Genomic DNA, 16,055 nt, shown 5'->3' on the forward strand with positions numbered 1-16,055 from the left:
TTCCGATTTAAATGAAAACTTAACTTTCATCACCCTATTTTATGAGGGAGTCATGCTATACCCGTGATACTTCAAGCTGCATGTAAGCTGGCTTTGTGACTCAGCCAAAAATAGGGATGTTACTATTTCATGAGTAATCAATTTTCCCCTTCTGATTTAAAAACCATTCTGCATTCAAAACGCGCCAATATTTACTATTTACAATACTGCCGGGTATTAGTGAACGGCGGGCGGGTTGAATATGTCACGGATGAAGGCAAACAATCTCTCTATTGGAATATCCCCATCGCCAATACCTCCGTGGTGATGCTGGGGACCGGTACCTCAATCACTCAGGCGGCGATGCGTGAATTTGCCAAAGCGGGTGTGCTGATCGGTTTTTGCGGCGGCGGTGGCACGCCGCTGTATGCGGGTAATGAAGTCGAAACCGCCGTTTCCTGGCTAAGCTCCCAAAGTGAATATCGCCCTACCGAATATCTGCAGCATTGGGTCAGCTTTTGGTTCGACGATCGGCAACGCCTCGCGGCGGCGGTGGCTTTTCAACGTGTGCGCATTCAACAGATTCAACAGCACTGGTTAAGCGCGCGCATGCAGCGTGAAAACGGCTTTGAACCTGATGAGAACCGTTTATGCCAGCTGCTTTCCAGCTATGAAAACAACCTCGCCAACTGCCGTAATGGCACCGATTTATTGGCGCAGGAAGCGGTTATGACCAAGGCGCTGTATAAACTGGCGGCCGACACGGTGAAGTACGGCGATTTTACGCGCGCTAAACGCGGTGGCGGTGTCGATATGGCGAACCGCTTTCTCGATCACGGCAACTATCTGGCCTATGGATTGGCTGCGGTAGCAACCTGGGTGATCGGCCTGCCACACGGGCTGGCGGTGTTACACGGCAAAACCCGCCGGGGTGGTTTGGTATTTGACGTTGCCGATCTGATTAAAGACGCCCTGGTGTTACCGCAGGCGTTTATCGCTGCTATGGCCGGTGAAGAGGAACAAGAGTTTCGCCAGCGCTGTATCAGCGGTTTTCAACGGGCAGACGCGCTGGATGTGATGATTGAAGCGCTACAAACCACCGCCCTGCAACTGAGCCAGGCGGCCCGATGAATATCTTGCTGATCGCGCAATGCAACAAACTGGCGCTGACCGAAACGCGCCGCATTCTGGATCAGTTTGCCGAACGCCGAGGCGACCGCACTTGGCAAACGGCAATCACCCTGGAAGGCCTGAATACGCTGAGAAAGCTGCTGCGTAAAACCGCCCGGCGCAATACGGCGGTGGCCTGCCACTGGATCAAAGGAGCCAATCAAACCGAACTGCTGTGGATTGTGGGCAACCTGCGCTGTTTCAACGAACAGGGCGCGGTGCCGACCAATGCCACGGAACGGGATATTCTAAAGAGCCAGAGCGAGAACCAATGGCACAGCGTGGAAACGGTCAGCCTGCTGGCCGCTATCGCCGGGCTGTTTCACGATTTTGGCAAAGCCAACGTATTGTTCCAGAATGGCTTACGCGGCGAGGGGAAAAGCTTTCAACCCTATCGCCACGAATGGATTTCGCTACGTTTGTTCGTAGCCTGGGTGCAAGGCAAAAGCGACCGGGAATGGCTCACCGCACTCAGTCAGATTGGCGAACAGGATGAGGGGTTGATGTTGGGCAATCTGCTTAAAGATTCGCTCGATCCGTTTGAGAACCCTTTCATCCACTTGCCGCCATTGGCCAAAACCGTCGCCTGGCTGATCGTTTCCCATCACCGTTTGCCTGCTTACCCAGCGGAGGGTCAGCATAAGCCTGATTTATCCCAGATTGAGTGCTGGCTAACGCAGCAACTGACCGCTGATTGGAACGCCACCAACCATCTTGATGCCGATTGGACGGCTGCGGATAAACGCAACGCCTGGGTATTCCCATATGGCACGCCGATGCGCAGTGCAACGTGGCGTGCCAAGGCGCACAAGTTTGCCCTCCGTGCGCTCCAGCAGCCTTCATTGGCCCATTTCGGCGTGATCGACCAACGGTTTACCAGCCACTTGGCCCGCCTGGTATTGATGCTGGCGGATCACTTTTACTCTTCGCTGCCCGCTACGGAGGGCTGGCAGGATGCCAACTACGGCGCTTATGCCAATACCGATCGAAAAACCAAACAATGCAAACAGAAGCTGGATGAGCACAATATCGGCGTGGGCCAGAATGCCTTATTGCTAGGTCGCAGTTTGCCGCACATCCGTAGCACTTTACCGGCGATCACCCGCCATAAAGGCTTTAAACGCCGCAGCGAACAGGCGAAGTTCCGCTGGCAAGATCGCGCTTTCGATCTGGCGGCAACCCTGCGTGATCGCACTCTGCGGCAGGGTTTTTTCGGGGTAAATATGGCCTCCACCGGCTGCGGCAAGACATTTGCCAATGCGCGCATCATGTATGCCTTGGCGGATGAAAAGCTGGGTTGCCGATTCTCGGTGGCTTTAGGATTGCGCACCTTAACCTTGCAAACCGGCGATGCCCTGCGGGAAAAGCTCGGCTTGCAGGAGGACGACTTAGCGGTTCTGATCGGCTCCCTGGCGGTGAGCCAGCTTCATGAAATCAACCATGATAAAACCGTGCCACGGGGCACTGGCAGCGCCTCTGCGGATGAGTTATTTGCTGAACATCAATACGTGCGTTACGACGGCAGTCTGGATGATGGCCGTTTAAGCCGTTGGCTGAGCGACGCACCAAAACTGCATAAGTTGTTGAGTGCGCCAGTGTTGGTGAGCACCATCGATCATTTGATTGGCGCCACGGAGGGCGTGCGCGGCGGTAAGCAAATTGCGCCGATGCTGCGTTTGCTGACGTCTGATTTGGTGCTGGACGAACCCGACGATTTTGATATCGCTGATTTGCCCGCTTTGTGCCGCCTGGTGAATTGGGCTGGAGTGTTGGGTTCCCGCGTACTGCTCTCTTCTGCCACCTTGCCGCCAGCGCTGATCCAGGCATTGTTCAATGCCTACCGGGCGGGCCGTGCCGATTATCAGCAAGCCTGCGGTCAGCCGGATCTCCCGGTCAATATTTGCTGTGCTTGGTTCGATGAACACGAAGCCGTGCAGGAAGATATTCAGGCCACGGCCAGCTTTAAACAGGCGCATGACCGTTTTGTTGCGCGCCGGGTTAAGCAACTGCAAGGTGCAGACGTTCTGCGCAGGGCGCAGTTGATCCCGGTTATCCCGCCGAGCCAGCGTGAAAGTGATGTGTTGAACAGCGTTGCGGCCACATTGCTGAATTCGATGCAGCAATTGCATACGGCACATCACCAATGCCATGAATCGGGCAAAACGGTGTCGTTGGGGGTGATCCGCATGGCGAATATCGATCCGCTGGTGGCCGTAGCCCAACATTTATTGCAAACGCCTGCGCCACAGGGTTGGCGCATTCATTATTGCGTTTATCACAGCCAGCATCCGCTGGCGATGCGTTCGCATATCGAACAGCGGTTGGACGAAACCCTCACGCGTTATAACGAACAAGCGTTATGGCAGATCCCGGAAATAAAGGCTGCGCTGGCTGGTGCTGAACAACATCATCTGTTTGTGGTGCTCGCAACCTCCGTAGCCGAAGTGGGCAGGGATCATGACTACGATTGGGCGATTGCCGAACCTAGCTCAATGCGTTCCTTAATCCAGTTGGCAGGGCGTATTCAGCGCCACCGTCAGCAGCGTTGTGAAATACCTAACCTGCATATCCTGCAAAAAAACGTTAAGGCGCTGAAAGGGAACGAGCTGGCGTATTGCAGACCAGGGTTTGAATCGGGGAAATATCTTCTTAACAGCCACGATCTTAACGACATCCTGCTGCCAGAGCAGTATCAGGCGATTAACGCTATTCCACGGGCGCAGGAGCGCCAAACGCTCAAACCCACTGAGAACTTTGTTGATTTGGAGCACAGCAGCCTGCGCACCAAACTTCAAGGTAATAAAAGATGGCCGCAAGAGTATTACGCCGCCCTATGGTGGCGCGAGCAGGCCACCTGGTGTGCTGAGCAGCAGCGCCTGACGCCGTTCAGAAGGTCTAGCCCTGATGAGCAACACTATCTGTGGCTCGAAGATGAAAGCGACGAGCCGATATTCCAATCCCCAGACAATGAACCCGGGCAGTGGAAGCAGAGTTTTGGCTTTAGTGCGATCGAACTTGAGTTAGCCGCCGGGAACTGTGCTTGGATGGCGATGGACTATCAGCAGGTTTACCAGCGGCTGGCAGATGAGCTGAATATGGAACTCAGCGAAGTCAGCCAGAAATTTGGTGAGATCTGTATGCGTGTCAAAGAAGAAGGGGTATGGCGCTATCACCCGTTGTTAGGGGTGTTTGGCGCACTCGAGTGAGTGCGCCGCTGCCTGTACGGCAGTAAAGCAAAGCATTTATAGATAAATGAACATTGTCTATTTCTAAGCTATCTGTTCGATAGTGCCAACATCTTACATGCTCAAAACCCAGGGGGCTACTAATCGATAATGTGTCGCCACTACCCTTTTTAGGCTTTGTATTTTCCTTGACTTTTTTATGTAAATGTGGTTAATGATTTCCTTGTTGTGACTTTTATATTTTATATGTAGTAAAAATAACATGGTCTAGGTGATGTATATGAGGGTATATCAAATAGTAGTAGTTGTGCTGCTAATCTTGGCTGTGAGTATCATTTTCTCAAAGGCGTCAGTTAGTAGTCTCAATGTGAACGACGATTCAACAACGGCTAAAAAGCAGCAATCATTTTCCATTTTTTCCATAACATTCAACCGGAACTAGCTGTAATAGGTTGAAGATAAAGGATTAAGGAGTAAATCGTGCCGGATAAAGGATTCACCTCTCTTATCACCTCTTATATCGAAAGCCGAAGGCAGCCCAAGCTAGAAGCCTTCGATAAAGAGGCAGAAAAGAGGCTGGCGGGGCTCACCGACAGCGAACAGTTTGCTGCCTTGCAGCAGGACATCGCCCAGCAGCGGCGAGAGCTGGAACAACGTTATGAGGTGCGCAACTGGCTGACCGATGCCGCCAGCCGCGCCGGGCAGATCAGCCTGGTGACCCATGCGCTGAAATTCACCCACAGCGACGCCAAAGGCAGCAGCGTTTTTCTGCCCACAGTAGAAGAAGATTTGGCCTATCTCTCTACAGCCACGCTGCGTAATCCGGCGATTGATGCGGTGGGCAACGCGGCGGCGTTGGATGTGGCAAAGCTACTGCAAACGGAATACGAAGGCGAATCGTTAATTGCCGCTATTAACCGTGGCGATGATTCCCCATTGGCCGCTTTAGCTGAATCTGACCCGCAGTTGCAGCAGTGGATCAGCGGTTTCAAACAGGTACTGACCGATAAACAGCCCAGCTCCCATAAGCTCGCTAAACAGCTCTATTTCCCCGTTGGGGACAACGAATACCACCTGCTAAGTCCGCTATTTTCGTCTTCATTAGCGCATGCCATGCACCAGCGCATTGTGGATGCCCGCTTTAGCGATGTAGCAAAAGAGATTTATAGTGCTTTTAAAGCTGGAGAATGGCACTCGGCACCGCGGGTAAGCTACCCCAATACGGCGGTGCAGAATATCGGCGGCACCAAACCGCAGAATATTTCTTACCTGAACAGCGTCCGTGGTGGTCGCACCTGGTTGCTCTCCTGTGCTGCGCCGAGTTGGGAAATCATTCCTAAACCCCCGACCAAACATAAATCGATTTTCCATGAATACAGCGATTTTAGCCGAATGGCACGGCCCATAGTCAGGGATCTGCGTCACTATTTGTTGAGTGTAAAACAGCTCGAAAACACCAAAGAGATCCGCGATAACCAGTTGACGTTTACTGATGAAATTATCGATACCCTGTTCAACTATGTGGCAATGGTGCAAAACCTAGACGTGCAGGTTGGCTGGAGTGGAGAAGAAGGTTGCCAGCTCAAGCGCTCGCAACAGCTCTGGCTGGATGCCGGTCGGGCGGAAAAAGATGAAGATTTTAAATTTGAGCGTGAAGGCGGCGATTGGCAAAAAGAGATCGCTCTGGACTTCGGCGTGTGGCTTAACCGTCGTTTGCAGCATGAAGAACTCAAATTTGGTGAAGTAGAACGCCGGGAATGGTCGACGGCTAAGCTGTTTAAGCAGCGGTTGCGTGAGTTCGAGCAAGATCTGAAGGAGGGGCTGGCATGAGCACTCTGATTGTTTTGCGTCACGTCCGGGTCGAGAACGCCAATGCGGTGGCCGGGCTCACTTATGGTTTCCCGGCCATTACCCATTTTCTTGGTTTTACCCACGCGCTTTCGCGCAAATTGCAGCTAACTCACGATCTGAAGCTGGAAAACTGCGGCGTGGTTTGCCATCAACAGCAGCTTCATGCCCATTCATCGGGGTGGGATCGCGTTTTCTCCCTCACCCGTAATCCGCTGACCAAAGAAGCCAAAACCGCCGCCTTTAATGAAGAAGGCCGGATGCATATGACGGTCTCATTATTAATCGAGTGCAGCGGCGTGATTGCCAATGGGCGTGAAGGGGCAAAGGCCTTGGCTGAGCATTTGGAACCCTTGTGCCTGCGCCAACGCTTGGCTGGTGGAACCATCGTAAGCATCGGTGAAGTCAGCGTGATGGCGTACCCAGATGAACCTAAAGCGCTGCGCCGCCTGATGCGCCGTTTATTGCCGGGCTTTGCCTTGCTCGATCGTTCCGAACTGCTGCAAGCGCATTTCGAGGCGTTAAAGCGGGAGGATCCGCAGGTGGAAATGATCGATGCCTGGTTGGATTTCACTGCGCTGAAAATGCAGGCCACGGCATATGAATCTATCCAATGGCGTTATGTGGCAAAACCGGAAAAAGGTTTTTTGGTACCGCTGCAAACTGGCTATCAGGCTATTTCCCACCTGTATCCAGCCGGTGAAGTGGAGAACTCGCGCGATCCGGCAACCCCTTTCCGCTTTGCAGAAGCGATCTACGGCGTCGGTGAATGGCGTAGCCCGCATCGGATTCAGGATCTGCAAACGCTGCTGTGGCGCTATCACTACCAGAACGAGACCTACGTCTGTCGCAGTCCGTTATCGGCCGCGGTGGAATACGACGAATTTAACGAAGAAGAGTAATTTTAAAGGAATAAAAAAATGGCTAAAGCAACGATTAAAACCGCTTCCGTACTCGCATTCGAACGTAAATTAGCAAACTCCGATGCCATGCTGTATGCCGGCAATTGGGATCAACAGGGTGAGTGGCGGCCAGTAGAGATTCAGGAAAAAGCGGTGCGCGGCACCATCTCCAACCGTTTGAAGAACGCGATTGCCAGCGATCCGGCCAAGCTGGATGGCGAGATCCAGAAAGCCAACCTACAGCGGGTCGACGTTGCCGCGCTGCCTTTTGATTGCGACACCCTTAAAGTCAGTTTCACGCTGCGTGTTTTGGGCAATCTGGCCGTGCCTTCGGTGTGTAACGATCAGGAATATCAGGCCGAATTGGCCAGTGTAATTAATGGCTACATTGCGGAGCAGGGCTTTGGTGAGTTGGCGGCTCGCTATGCAGAAAATCTGGCGAATGGCCGTTTTTTGTGGCGCAACCGGGTGGGTGCTGATGCGATCAAGGTCTGCGTGAAAAGTAAAACCCAGCAGTGGGAATTCAACGGTGAAGAGCATAGCCTGCGTGCATTCAGCCAGCCGCAAGGCGCATTAGCGGAGTTGGCGCAGGAAATAGAGCAAGGGTTGGCAGGGGACAGCTTCGCGTTTTTGAGTATCGAAGCCTTTGTGCGCTTAGGTAATGGGCAGGAGGTCTTCCCTTCTCAGGAATTGGTGCTCGACAGCAACAGCAAGAAAAGCAAGGTGCTGTATCAGGTGGCCGGTGGTGCGGCACTGCATTCGCAGAAGGTGGGTAACGCGCTACGCACCATCGATACCTGGTATCCAGAAGCCGCAGAGCTGGGCCTGGGGCCGATTGCGGTTGAACCTTATGGCTCGGTTACCAGCCGTGGCAAGGCTTATCGTCAGCCTAAGCAGAAAATGGATTTCTATACGCTGCTGGATAACTGGGTCACCAAGGGAGATCAACCGGCGGTTGAACAGCAGCACTATGTGATGGCCATTTTGATCCGCGGTGGCGTCTTCGGCGAGAAAGGCGAATAAGGGGATTGTATGGATCACTATATTGAAATCCGTATTCTCCCCGATCCTGACTTCGGCCCCTCGACATTGCTGGAGGTGCTGTTTGCCAAGTTGCACCGGGCATTAGGCCAGGCAGGTGAGGGCAGGATCGGGGTGAGTTTCCCTGCGGCGGGTAAAACCTTGGGGGATCGGTTGCGCTTGCACGGTTCCCAAGCTGCGCTCAGCGCATTAGATGCGCAGCCGTGGCGTAAAGGGCTGCGTGATAATACTGAGCACAGCGGCATTTTGCCCGTGCCGGAGAAAGTGAAATACCGCACCGTGCGGCGCGTACAACCGAAGAGTAATGCGGAGCGATTACGCCGCCGTTCGGTGAGCAAAGGGTGGCTGACGGAAGAAGAGGCGCGGCTGCGCATTCCTGACTCGGTAGAAAAACGCACATCTTTGCCCTTTATTCGGCTGAAAAGCTTATCCAGCGAGCAGACGTTTCTGTTGTTTATCGAGCAGGGGCCGATTGGCGATCGCGCAACCGAAGGAGCATTCAGCGCTTATGGTTTAAGCGCAGCAGCGACCATCCCGTGGTTTTGACCCTAATTTTACGGCCGATCCTAACTTATTGATTTAATAGGTTAGGATTGGCTGCTTGTAAAAAAGGGTTTTTTAACGGATTTACCCGTTGTTGTTTGACTAACAGTAGGTTAGAAACGATCGGCAACAGTTCACTGCCGTACAGGCAGCTTAGAAAGCTAATGGATAAGCATCCCGGAGTACTCTTCGGTTCACTGCCGTACAGGCAGCTTAGAAAGGTTAGCGTCAGCGACTTGCCAGCCCACGAATGTTCACTGCCGTACAGGCAGCTTAGAAAATTAGCCATAAACATTTCCGCCGGAACTTCTGGTTCACTGCCGTACAGGCAGCTTAGAAAGGGAACGCAGCCGAAGTTTAAGACCGCCGAGGGTTCACTGCCGTACAGGCAGCTTAGAAATGAAGACGGCGCACATTGCAGCAGTTATCAACGTTCACTGCCGTACAGGCAGCTTAGAAAGCAATAAATTAATCGCATCAGTTAATTTCTCCGTTCACTGCCGTACAGGCAGCTTAGAAAACGAAATGACCACTGAAGGGCATGAGCAACTACGTTCACTGCCGTACAGGCAGCTTAGAAAATGGGAAATAAATCAGAGTAATGGCACTGGTAGTTCACTGCCGTACAGGCAGCTTAGAAACGGTAGCAGCCGAGCGTTCCGAGCAAATAACAGTTCACTGCCGTACAGGCAGCTTAGAAAAAATAGCACCATCAATTACTAATCACCACTAAGTTCACTGCCGTACAGGCAGCTTAGAAAATCTATCACTGCGCATAGCGACTTACGTTGCGGTTCACTGCCGTACAGGCAGCTTAGAAAGGGCGGATGATGCGGCCTACGCCTACCCCACAGTTCACTGCCGTACAGGCAGCTTAGAAAGCCTGCCATGTTAATCATGACGAGCAACTAGAGTTCACTGCCGTACAGGCAGCTTAGAAACAAGAGCTATGGCGGCCATTGTTGCTGAACTGAGTTCACTGCCGTACAGGCAGCTTAGAAATTCACGTTGTCGGTGAACCACTGGTGTACCGTGTTCACTGCCGTACAGGCAGCTTAGAAAGACTGCGCAAAACGTGGTTTGGGATGGAGAAAGTTCACTGCCGTACAGGCAGCTTAGAAAGGTTAGTTACGAAGGTATCACTACCTTGGGTAGTTCACTGCCGTACAGGCAGCTTAGAAAGAGGCCATGCATGACGAGGTGGAGCGCCTGATGTTCACTGCCGTACAGGCAGCTTAGAAAATAACGGGTACTGCCTCCGGGCCGGGGAAGAGGTTCACTGCCGTACAGGCAGCTTATTAAATTGGTAATTATATTGATTTATAATGACTTTATTTTTTATTACTGTAAATGGGCCCCCAAAAGGGCCCCAAAATGTTTTTGCTGTAAATATGAGCTAAAAACAACCCAGAGACCGAGCAAACTATCAGACACATCGCCTCTTAATCTGTGACGTTTATCACCGTGCAGGTAGTGCCTGAGGATAATGCTTCGCGATAATATCATTCATCTTGTCAATTAACTCAGGCTTTCTGAATGTCAGGTGCGCTGAACCCTTCATGAAATATTTTATCGAAAAGTACTCATCTTCATACACCTTCGCTATCTGCGGATTAGCGCGGATATGCTCATACAACCGAGCGGTAAGATCGCTACGGTTATCAGGCAGCGGTTTGCCATCCAGTAAATGCAGCATCCTCTCCAGATCGGCCAGTTGGTCACGCCGATAATTGTGGTTCAGTGTAAATCCCCATTGGTTGTAACTCACCAAACTGTTGACGATGATTTTCTTGCCAAATTTACAAGGGTGATTCGACTTGTAATCCCAGGAGAGCGACTTAAATACATTGATCACCCCCCGTTCAAACACTTCGCCCTTATCTCGGTGCAGTTGTTCGAATGTGCCGTAAATGCTTTCCTCGCTAATTGCGGGCACGTCTTTACTCTCCAGATTTCTGTACCACTGGTCACGCGCTTGGGAGTCCATCAAGCTCAGCATTCCTGACTTTTTCATCAGATCCTGCCATATGTCGCGATCAAGATTGCGGGTGATCACCGGCATGGCCGTTTCGGCTTTTTCCATCAGCCAGCAACCGCAGCGGAAGTCCTGTTTCATTGCCCAATCTCTTGCCACTCCACCGCCAATACTGTTGGTGAGGGCCGAGATATCCTCGAGCTGGTGGATAAGGGTTTCAATTTTTACCAGTGCGGCGTTACGTCCGGTGACTATACGCTCGATGCTGGTAGAGCAAATCACTTCGGTGTGACCGGTTAATACTTCAGGGTCGGTAATAACGATGTGTTCTGACATCTTTCTCTTCCTTTATATAGAAGCAAAGCGCCAGGCGGTAAGTGCTGGCGCTGATGTGAGTGAGAGTTGAAGACGGGCCTGGTCGATGTTGCGTTTTACAACAGTCCTAGATGGCGAAGATCCCAAACCGCATTCCGTGCTTGCTGAACCAGGGGCAGCAAGGTGGCAGAATCGGTTTTATCCTCGTCGTTATCGAAAATGAGTGATGAGCCGCAGTCAATATTGTCTTGCAGCCAGTTAATAAGGATCTCCAGCCCTTGTTCAGTGGTTAACGTCATGGTCATGAGTGCGCATCAATAGAGGGGGATAATGTCTGATAGATCGCTAGGTAGACGTGGCCAAAGCTACCTAACGTATCGGCATCGCAGGTAAAACCGGCATACTGGACAGTGACGCAATGCTGACGGCGTTGATCGAGTTCACCGGAACGCAAACAGGCTTCCAACTGTTCAATCAGTACAGGGAAAGCGGCATCCAGCGTTTTAAGCGCATCAGGATCAAATGTACCGACAAAACCGGCACGGTCTGCCAGAAAATGCAGGTGGTTGCCCTGCTGAACCAACCGGGCTCCCAGGCGTGGCGTGATAGCAGATTGCAAGCCCCAGACAGGCGACGGTGTGCTGTCGTTGCTGATGGCATTGGATTGGGTTTCATGCATTGTCGAATCTCCTTAAAAAGCATAACGCCAGCGGTCAAGGCTGGCGTATCGGCGGATCACAGAAGTTAATGGGGAATAATCAAGCAAGGCGTCGAATGACAGGGCTGCGTAATCCCAATGCACTGCGAGCGCGTAACATATCCCCACCGCTCAAGGTGGGGTCCTGTGCCATCAGGCTGAAACCGGGGCGATCAATGCGTATCAGGTCAAATTTCTCCACCAGTTCATTGACGGTTTCCCGTACCGTGACGCCATGCTCAATCTGTTGGGCAATGGCCTGAGCGTCGTGATACGGCGTGTCGTTAAGTTCTAGGCCGTAACAGTGAGCCAACAACCAGGTCAGCAGTTGCTGGTATTCGGTTCGTGCTTGTTTGGCGCTGGGCGTGATGCGGGGTATTTTATCGAGGGTTTTCATGCAGGTAATTCCTTAACACAGCGGTGAAACCGGTAACTGGCAATGGTGGTTCAACCAATAGGCTACTTTCCGCCACTGCTTCACAGGGATATCAGATTCAATCGTCCAGGTACTCGGGCACTGCGTATTGGCCAGCAACAGCGCGGCCATCACTAGCCATTGATACGGATAGCCTCGCGTATCGCAGCGGATCAGGGCATAGGGGGTCTGGTGCTGGTAGAGAATGAATGGATCGCCTGCCTGATGGGTAATCAGCTCACCGTTAAAGCCGAGCATGCCCAATCCCATCAGGTTGTTGTCGAACGGGTATCGGCGGTTGCCGGTGTGTTCACAGATAACCGGTGCGGTGGTTAATCCCAATGTATCGGGTTGCCAATCTAGCTTCAGATACGCGGTGGTGATCGCCTGGCATAAGGCTTGCCAGTCCTGCGATGATACATTGCCATGTTGCAGAAAATGGAATACGCCAGGCACGGGTGATGCACTCGTGTTCATGAAATAATTTCCTTGAGAAATAGAGGGGTAATGCGAGGGTGGAACGTTAGTGTGGGAGAGTATTACCAGTCGAAGATTTCATAACCCGATAGCACATCACCGGCCGCATCCAGATGAAGAATACCGATGTGATGATAGTGCATCAGTGCAACCACTAAACGGCGGCAGGTCTTTGACAAGCCCAGACGTTTCAGCTTCAGGACAGGGAAATACCAGGCATTGAGCCGCAACAGGTAACCCTCGCCGGTATAGTGCAACCATTCGGCGCAGCCCTGTTCTTCATACTGGTGTGAAAGTAGGTACAGCAGTCTGTTATCGTCTTCAGTGATGTGAGCTGTACTGCACCGAATACCGCTGAACCCCGCCACGGAGGGGACAAGCACTTTGCTATCCGGTGGTGGTAGACATGTATCTCTCAGGATTTCATCACAGTCCGGGCAGTCAAACCGGCCTTTTTGTGATTGCTCTCGTCGTCGGGGAGAGAGGTTGTCGGTCAGTCCACACAGCGTTGTCCAGCCGTTGTTGTGTGGAAAATTAACAACCAGGTGCTTCAGACCGTCGTCATAGCGATATGTGTGTAGTCCACCGGCCCATTCAGGGAAAGGTGACGGTTTCGCTCTCACCATTTCTGCTGGCGCGTCCGCATTGACGATGACCTGTCCAGGCGCATCGGCGATCTGGAGAGAGCCGTTTCTGTTATTGATGACCTCGATAAGTTCAGTCCACAGCGTGAAACTATCGATCTCAACGGCAATCTTTCCCCTGTTCTGAGTCAGTGTGTTGATACTGTCGGCATTGATGGTTATTTTCATGGTGCCGCCCCCTGCGGAGCGCTCCCATGAGCGAGAGATGGCATGATGTTCTCCTCCTTTATTACACCCCGTTGCGGGTAGCGGCGTTGATGATGTGCCAATACCTTTTCACGCCATTCCGGGCTGATGACCGGAGCCATCGTCAGGTATTTCTTTGGACAACTGTAATAACAAGGCTGCACAGACTCATCCATCGCTTTATAGCCCCAACTGCCGCCTGAACTCTGCATCAGGGTACAGTGAATGGCAGTTCTGGCGGCTTTGGACAGATCTTTCGGTGTGCTCAGGACGACAGACCACAGGACATTCCCTCGTAGTGCATGCGCTAACGTAACGTGTTGACAGTGTCCGGTGTCTTCAGTTTGGATCAGTGCCGCGATCAGCTCACGGCGAGAGCGGTGTGAGAATAACCAGCCCATAGACAATGTTTCCTTGAAAATGAGGGGGATAGTGGGATAAGTTGCGATTAGCCGGGCAACCAGCCGCGTTCAGCGAATGACGTGATATCCAGACCACCCACAATCAGATGGTCCAATACCTTCACATCAACCAGTGCCAGTGCGTTGACCAGCCTTTCGGTGATTTGTCGGTCGGCCTGGCTGGGTCCAGTCTCTCCTGAGGGATGGTTATGAGCCAGAATAACGGCTGCTGCGTTATGGCGGAGCACAGCCTTCACCACTTCACGGGGATGGACTTCTGTGCTTCTTATGCTGCCGGTGAACAAGGTTTCGCTCGCCAGCAAGCGGTGCTGATTGTCGAGATACAACACAATAAACACTTCACGCTCCAGCCCGGCGAGCTGTAACCGTAACCAGTCGCGTGTGGTGTTGGTGGAGGTAAATAAGGCTCCTGGTTCACGCAGGTGTTTTTCCAGCAATGATAGGGCACGTTTGACCGTGCGCTGCGCTGTTAACGGCAGGGCTGTTGATGCCAATAATGTTGAGGAATTCATGTCGGTGCTCTCAGTCAATCAGGGCGAAAATGGCGCGGCTATCAGGATGGTGCAGTGTATATTCCCGCAGGCGATAGAAATGTTCGGTCATCGTCTCGCTTTCGGTACGGCAAGCGTGGTGACTGTAGGCCATCAAGCAGGCAGTTATACCCGCAGCCTCGGCACTCATCTCGGCACCATTACCATTCATGCCGTTAAACAGTGACCATCGCTCATCGCCTTCTGGAGCCATAAAGGCCCCGCCGTTACTGAGCGTGTAAAAATCCCACTGTCCACCGTGGTAATCCGCACACAGGCGATCCAGCCAGCCAAAGACATGAGCCTCCAGAATGAGCCATTGCGGTATGCTGCCGAAGTGCTGCGGCCAGAAACGAGAGCGCTGCTCGCCAGGCACCAGAGTGGCACTCAACGTTGCTGACTGAGAAGGGGGCGCAGACAGTTCAAAATGCGTATTCATGTAAATATCCTTATTGATGAGATAAATAACAAAACAGGCCCCACCGGAAAAACCGGGGAGCCTGTCTGGTAGGTGTGGGGTAAAGGTCAGTGAGTGCTTACCGGGGCTGTTCACCTGAGGTCTGGCGAGTGTGGAAAAGTGAAGATCAGGCGCAGTTCGGTGCAGGATTGGGCATAGCCATCAGCGTCAAAACAAGCAGGCCAGTCACCCTCTTCTTCAACGAACTGGCACAGGCTGACTTCACCCGGTCGATAGTAAAGATGGCTGCACCAGGCGCACAAATCATCATCAGATATCGAACGACTGCCGGGTTCGTTGTCCAATGGCACAGGATGCGGGTCAGCCTGCCGTGCGTTGGCGGGAACATGCTGCATCAAGCCTCCGCTTGCTGAAGTTGCTCTGCCATGACCCACAGAGCGCGGTTCAGTTTGATATCGCCATCAATGCCATTGATGGCACGGGTCTGTGCCCGTTTGCCAGTGGCGCTGCGACCCGATAATCCCCCTTTGCTCAAATTTTCCTGCACTCTTTGAAATGTCGTCCACAAATCGTCTTTTTTGTCTTCCCAGCGCCGGGGCATCAGGATTTGGCTTGCGGTCACCGGATGATGTTCTTCGCCGTAACGGTAGGTCAGAGCAGCATGCGCCAGCGCATGCTGATGTTCCGGTGTCAGTGTTAACGCCAGCATGCTTTCGCGGCTTTCTTCTATGCGGTCAAATATCCCCAAGACTTCGTAGGCTCCCTCAATGACTTGCCCCGTTATATCGCCTTTATGTGGCACGCGAATTTCGCCAAAACTTTGGCCACACACCAAGCCATTACTGCAAATTTGTCGGAACCAGCCTGGGATCATCTGGTAACTACTGGAGCCGTCGTGACTGTTGAGTAACACGATTTCCTGGACTTCTTTCTGGGTTATCTGCCCTGAACGACGCAATCGCAGCATGTGCTTAGTATGTTCACGCTTGCCCGGATCGCGAACACGGGTCTGGCAGGCGAAAAACGGCTCAAAGCCTTCTTCACGCAGGCGGTCTAGCAAGGTGATAGTCGGGATATAGGTATATTTTTCGCTGCGGGAAGCATGTTTGTCGTCACCCAGCACGCTGGGCACGTATTGGGCCAGTTCATCAACTGTTAACGGGCGGTCACGGCGAACGGAGTTCACCCGACCAAAGCGGGAGGCTAAACGGGTCATACGCATATCCTTCTGTTATTTCTGGCTAAACAATAAAAAGGCTCCACCGGAAAACCGGGGAGCCTGTGCAGGGTGGGTAAAACATCTGTAGT

At 52.4% G+C, this 16,055-nt stretch carries 17 protein-coding genes and 1 CRISPR repeat array; of the genes, 6 read left to right on the forward strand and 11 right to left on the reverse strand.

From position 1 onward, the window contains the following. The first annotated feature begins 129 nt into the window (after positions 1–129). The 6 genes from cas1f (at position 130) to cas6f (ending at position 8,671) form a co-directional block, all read left to right on the forward strand. On the forward strand, positions 130–1,110 hold the full coding sequence (cas1f, locus tag AC2A1E_RS18815; RefSeq protein WP_484385012.1) for a type I-F CRISPR-associated endonuclease Cas1f: 981 nt from the start codon (positions 130–132) through the stop codon (positions 1,108–1,110). Continuing rightward, entirely contained in the window at positions 1,107–4,355 is a 3,249-nt protein-coding gene (gene cas3f, locus AC2A1E_RS18820; protein ID WP_484385013.1) for a type I-F CRISPR-associated helicase Cas3f, read from the forward strand. The genes cas1f and cas3f overlap by 4 nt, the downstream gene beginning before the upstream one ends. Positions 4,356–4,814: 459 nt before the next feature. Beyond that, the gene (gene csy1, locus AC2A1E_RS18825; RefSeq protein ID WP_484385014.1) at positions 4,815–6,164 is read left to right on the forward strand and encodes a type I-F CRISPR-associated protein Csy1; all 1,350 of its coding nucleotides are present in this window, start codon (positions 4,815–4,817) and stop codon (positions 6,162–6,164) included. Next, the gene (gene csy2, locus AC2A1E_RS18830) at positions 6,161–7,084 is read left to right on the forward strand and encodes a type I-F CRISPR-associated protein Csy2 (RefSeq protein WP_484385015.1); all 924 of its coding nucleotides are present in this window, start codon (positions 6,161–6,163) and stop codon (positions 7,082–7,084) included. The genes csy1 and csy2 overlap by 4 nt, the downstream gene beginning before the upstream one ends. An 18-nt stretch (positions 7,085–7,102) precedes the next feature. Then, positions 7,103–8,107: a type I-F CRISPR-associated protein Csy3 gene (gene csy3 / locus AC2A1E_RS18835; RefSeq protein ID WP_484385016.1), complete on the forward strand. Its 1,005-nt coding sequence runs from the start codon at positions 7,103–7,105 to the stop codon at positions 8,105–8,107. A 9-nt stretch (positions 8,108–8,116) separates the two neighbouring features. Further along, on the forward strand, positions 8,117–8,671 hold the full coding sequence (cas6f, locus tag AC2A1E_RS18840; RefSeq protein ID WP_484385017.1) for a type I-F CRISPR-associated endoribonuclease Cas6/Csy4: 555 nt from the start codon (positions 8,117–8,119) through the stop codon (positions 8,669–8,671). Between the two features lie 129 nt (positions 8,672–8,800). Next, positions 8,801–9,970: a CRISPR direct-repeat array (repeat unit 28 nt; unit sequence GTTCACTGCCGTACAGGCAGCTTAGAAA). 157 nt (positions 9,971–10,127) lie between these two features. Here cas6f and AC2A1E_RS18845 read toward each other — a convergent pair. From AC2A1E_RS18845 to AC2A1E_RS18895, 11 genes are all read right to left on the reverse strand, one after another. Beyond that, entirely contained in the window at positions 10,128–10,979 is an 852-nt protein-coding gene (locus AC2A1E_RS18845; RefSeq protein WP_484385018.1) for a DUF4942 domain-containing protein, read from the reverse strand. Between the two features lie 95 nt (positions 10,980–11,074). Continuing rightward, a complete protein-coding gene (locus tag AC2A1E_RS18850; RefSeq protein WP_422066830.1) occupies positions 11,075–11,257 on the reverse strand; it encodes a hypothetical protein in 183 nt (60 codons plus the stop codon). Between the two features lie 2 nt (positions 11,258–11,259). After that, on the reverse strand, positions 11,260–11,637 hold the full coding sequence (locus tag AC2A1E_RS18855; RefSeq protein ID WP_484385019.1) for a type IV toxin-antitoxin system YeeU family antitoxin: 378 nt from the start codon (positions 11,635–11,637) through the stop codon (positions 11,260–11,262). Positions 11,638–11,716: 79 nt separating this feature from the next. Continuing rightward, complete coding sequence (locus tag AC2A1E_RS18860; protein WP_484385020.1) at positions 11,717–12,052, reverse strand: TA system toxin CbtA family protein; 336 nt, start codon at positions 12,050–12,052, stop codon at positions 11,717–11,719. A 12-nt stretch (positions 12,053–12,064) separates the two neighbouring features. Next, complete coding sequence (locus tag AC2A1E_RS18865; protein WP_484385021.1) at positions 12,065–12,547, reverse strand: hypothetical protein; 483 nt, start codon at positions 12,545–12,547, stop codon at positions 12,065–12,067. Positions 12,548–12,609: 62 nt separating this feature from the next. Next, the gene (locus AC2A1E_RS18870; protein ID WP_484385022.1) at positions 12,610–13,359 is read right to left on the reverse strand and encodes a DUF5983 family protein; all 750 of its coding nucleotides are present in this window, start codon (positions 13,357–13,359) and stop codon (positions 12,610–12,612) included. After that, entirely contained in the window at positions 13,356–13,778 is a 423-nt protein-coding gene (locus tag AC2A1E_RS18875; RefSeq protein WP_484385023.1) for a hypothetical protein, read from the reverse strand. Before AC2A1E_RS18875 ends, AC2A1E_RS18870 begins: the two co-directional genes overlap by 4 nt. A 47-nt stretch (positions 13,779–13,825) precedes the next feature. Continuing rightward, the gene (radC, locus tag AC2A1E_RS18880) at positions 13,826–14,311 is read right to left on the reverse strand and encodes a RadC family protein (RefSeq protein WP_484385024.1); all 486 of its coding nucleotides are present in this window, start codon (positions 14,309–14,311) and stop codon (positions 13,826–13,828) included. Positions 14,312–14,321: 10 nt separating this feature from the next. Further along, entirely contained in the window at positions 14,322–14,768 is a 447-nt protein-coding gene (locus AC2A1E_RS18885) for an antirestriction protein (protein ID WP_484385025.1), read from the reverse strand. Between the two features lie 110 nt (positions 14,769–14,878). Further along, positions 14,879–15,142, reverse strand: coding sequence for a hypothetical protein (locus AC2A1E_RS18890; RefSeq protein ID WP_484385026.1), 264 nt, complete (start codon positions 15,140–15,142; stop codon positions 14,879–14,881). After that, positions 15,142–15,963, reverse strand: coding sequence for a DUF932 domain-containing protein (locus tag AC2A1E_RS18895; protein WP_484385027.1), 822 nt, complete (start codon positions 15,961–15,963; stop codon positions 15,142–15,144). Before AC2A1E_RS18895 ends, AC2A1E_RS18890 begins: the two co-directional genes overlap by 1 nt. Positions 15,964–16,055 lie beyond the last annotated feature (92 nt).

The sequence above is a fragment of the Serratia sp. HNCC26DJ206 genome, assembly GCF_057180605.1.

What these genes read in the sequence shown, in the direction of transcription:
- cas1f (WP_484385012.1), top strand. Translation starts at nt 130, where the DNA reads ATGAGTAATCAATTTTCCCCTTCTGATTTAAAAACCATTCTGCATTCA.
- cas3f (WP_484385013.1), top strand. Translation starts at nt 1,107, where the DNA reads ATGAATATCTTGCTGATCGCGCAATGCAACAAACTGGCGCTGACCGAA.
- csy2 (WP_484385015.1), top strand. Translation starts at nt 6,161, where the DNA reads ATGAGCACTCTGATTGTTTTGCGTCACGTCCGGGTCGAGAACGCCAAT.
- csy3 (WP_484385016.1), top strand. Translation starts at nt 7,103, where the DNA reads ATGGCTAAAGCAACGATTAAAACCGCTTCCGTACTCGCATTCGAACGT.
- cas6f (WP_484385017.1), top strand. Translation starts at nt 8,117, where the DNA reads ATGGATCACTATATTGAAATCCGTATTCTCCCCGATCCTGACTTCGGC.
- AC2A1E_RS18845 (WP_484385018.1), bottom strand. Translation starts at nt 10,979, where the DNA reads ATGTCAGAACACATCGTTATTACCGACCCTGAAGTATTAACCGGTCAC.
- AC2A1E_RS18850 (WP_422066830.1), bottom strand. Translation starts at nt 11,257, where the DNA reads ATGACGTTAACCACTGAACAAGGGCTGGAGATCCTTATTAACTGGCTG.
- AC2A1E_RS18855 (WP_484385019.1), bottom strand. Translation starts at nt 11,637, where the DNA reads ATGCATGAAACCCAATCCAATGCCATCAGCAACGACAGCACACCGTCG.
- AC2A1E_RS18860 (WP_484385020.1), bottom strand. Translation starts at nt 12,052, where the DNA reads ATGAAAACCCTCGATAAAATACCCCGCATCACGCCCAGCGCCAAACAA.
- AC2A1E_RS18865 (WP_484385021.1), bottom strand. Translation starts at nt 12,547, where the DNA reads ATGAACACGAGTGCATCACCCGTGCCTGGCGTATTCCATTTTCTGCAA.
- AC2A1E_RS18870 (WP_484385022.1), bottom strand. Translation starts at nt 13,359, where the DNA reads ATGAAAATAACCATCAATGCCGACAGTATCAACACACTGACTCAGAAC.
- AC2A1E_RS18875 (WP_484385023.1), bottom strand. Translation starts at nt 13,778, where the DNA reads ATGGGCTGGTTATTCTCACACCGCTCTCGCCGTGAGCTGATCGCGGCA.
- radC (WP_484385024.1), bottom strand. Translation starts at nt 14,311, where the DNA reads ATGAATTCCTCAACATTATTGGCATCAACAGCCCTGCCGTTAACAGCG.
- AC2A1E_RS18885 (WP_484385025.1), bottom strand. Translation starts at nt 14,768, where the DNA reads ATGAATACGCATTTTGAACTGTCTGCGCCCCCTTCTCAGTCAGCAACG.
- AC2A1E_RS18890 (WP_484385026.1), bottom strand. Translation starts at nt 15,142, where the DNA reads ATGCAGCATGTTCCCGCCAACGCACGGCAGGCTGACCCGCATCCTGTG.
- AC2A1E_RS18895 (WP_484385027.1), bottom strand. Translation starts at nt 15,963, where the DNA reads ATGACCCGTTTAGCCTCCCGCTTTGGTCGGGTGAACTCCGTTCGCCGT.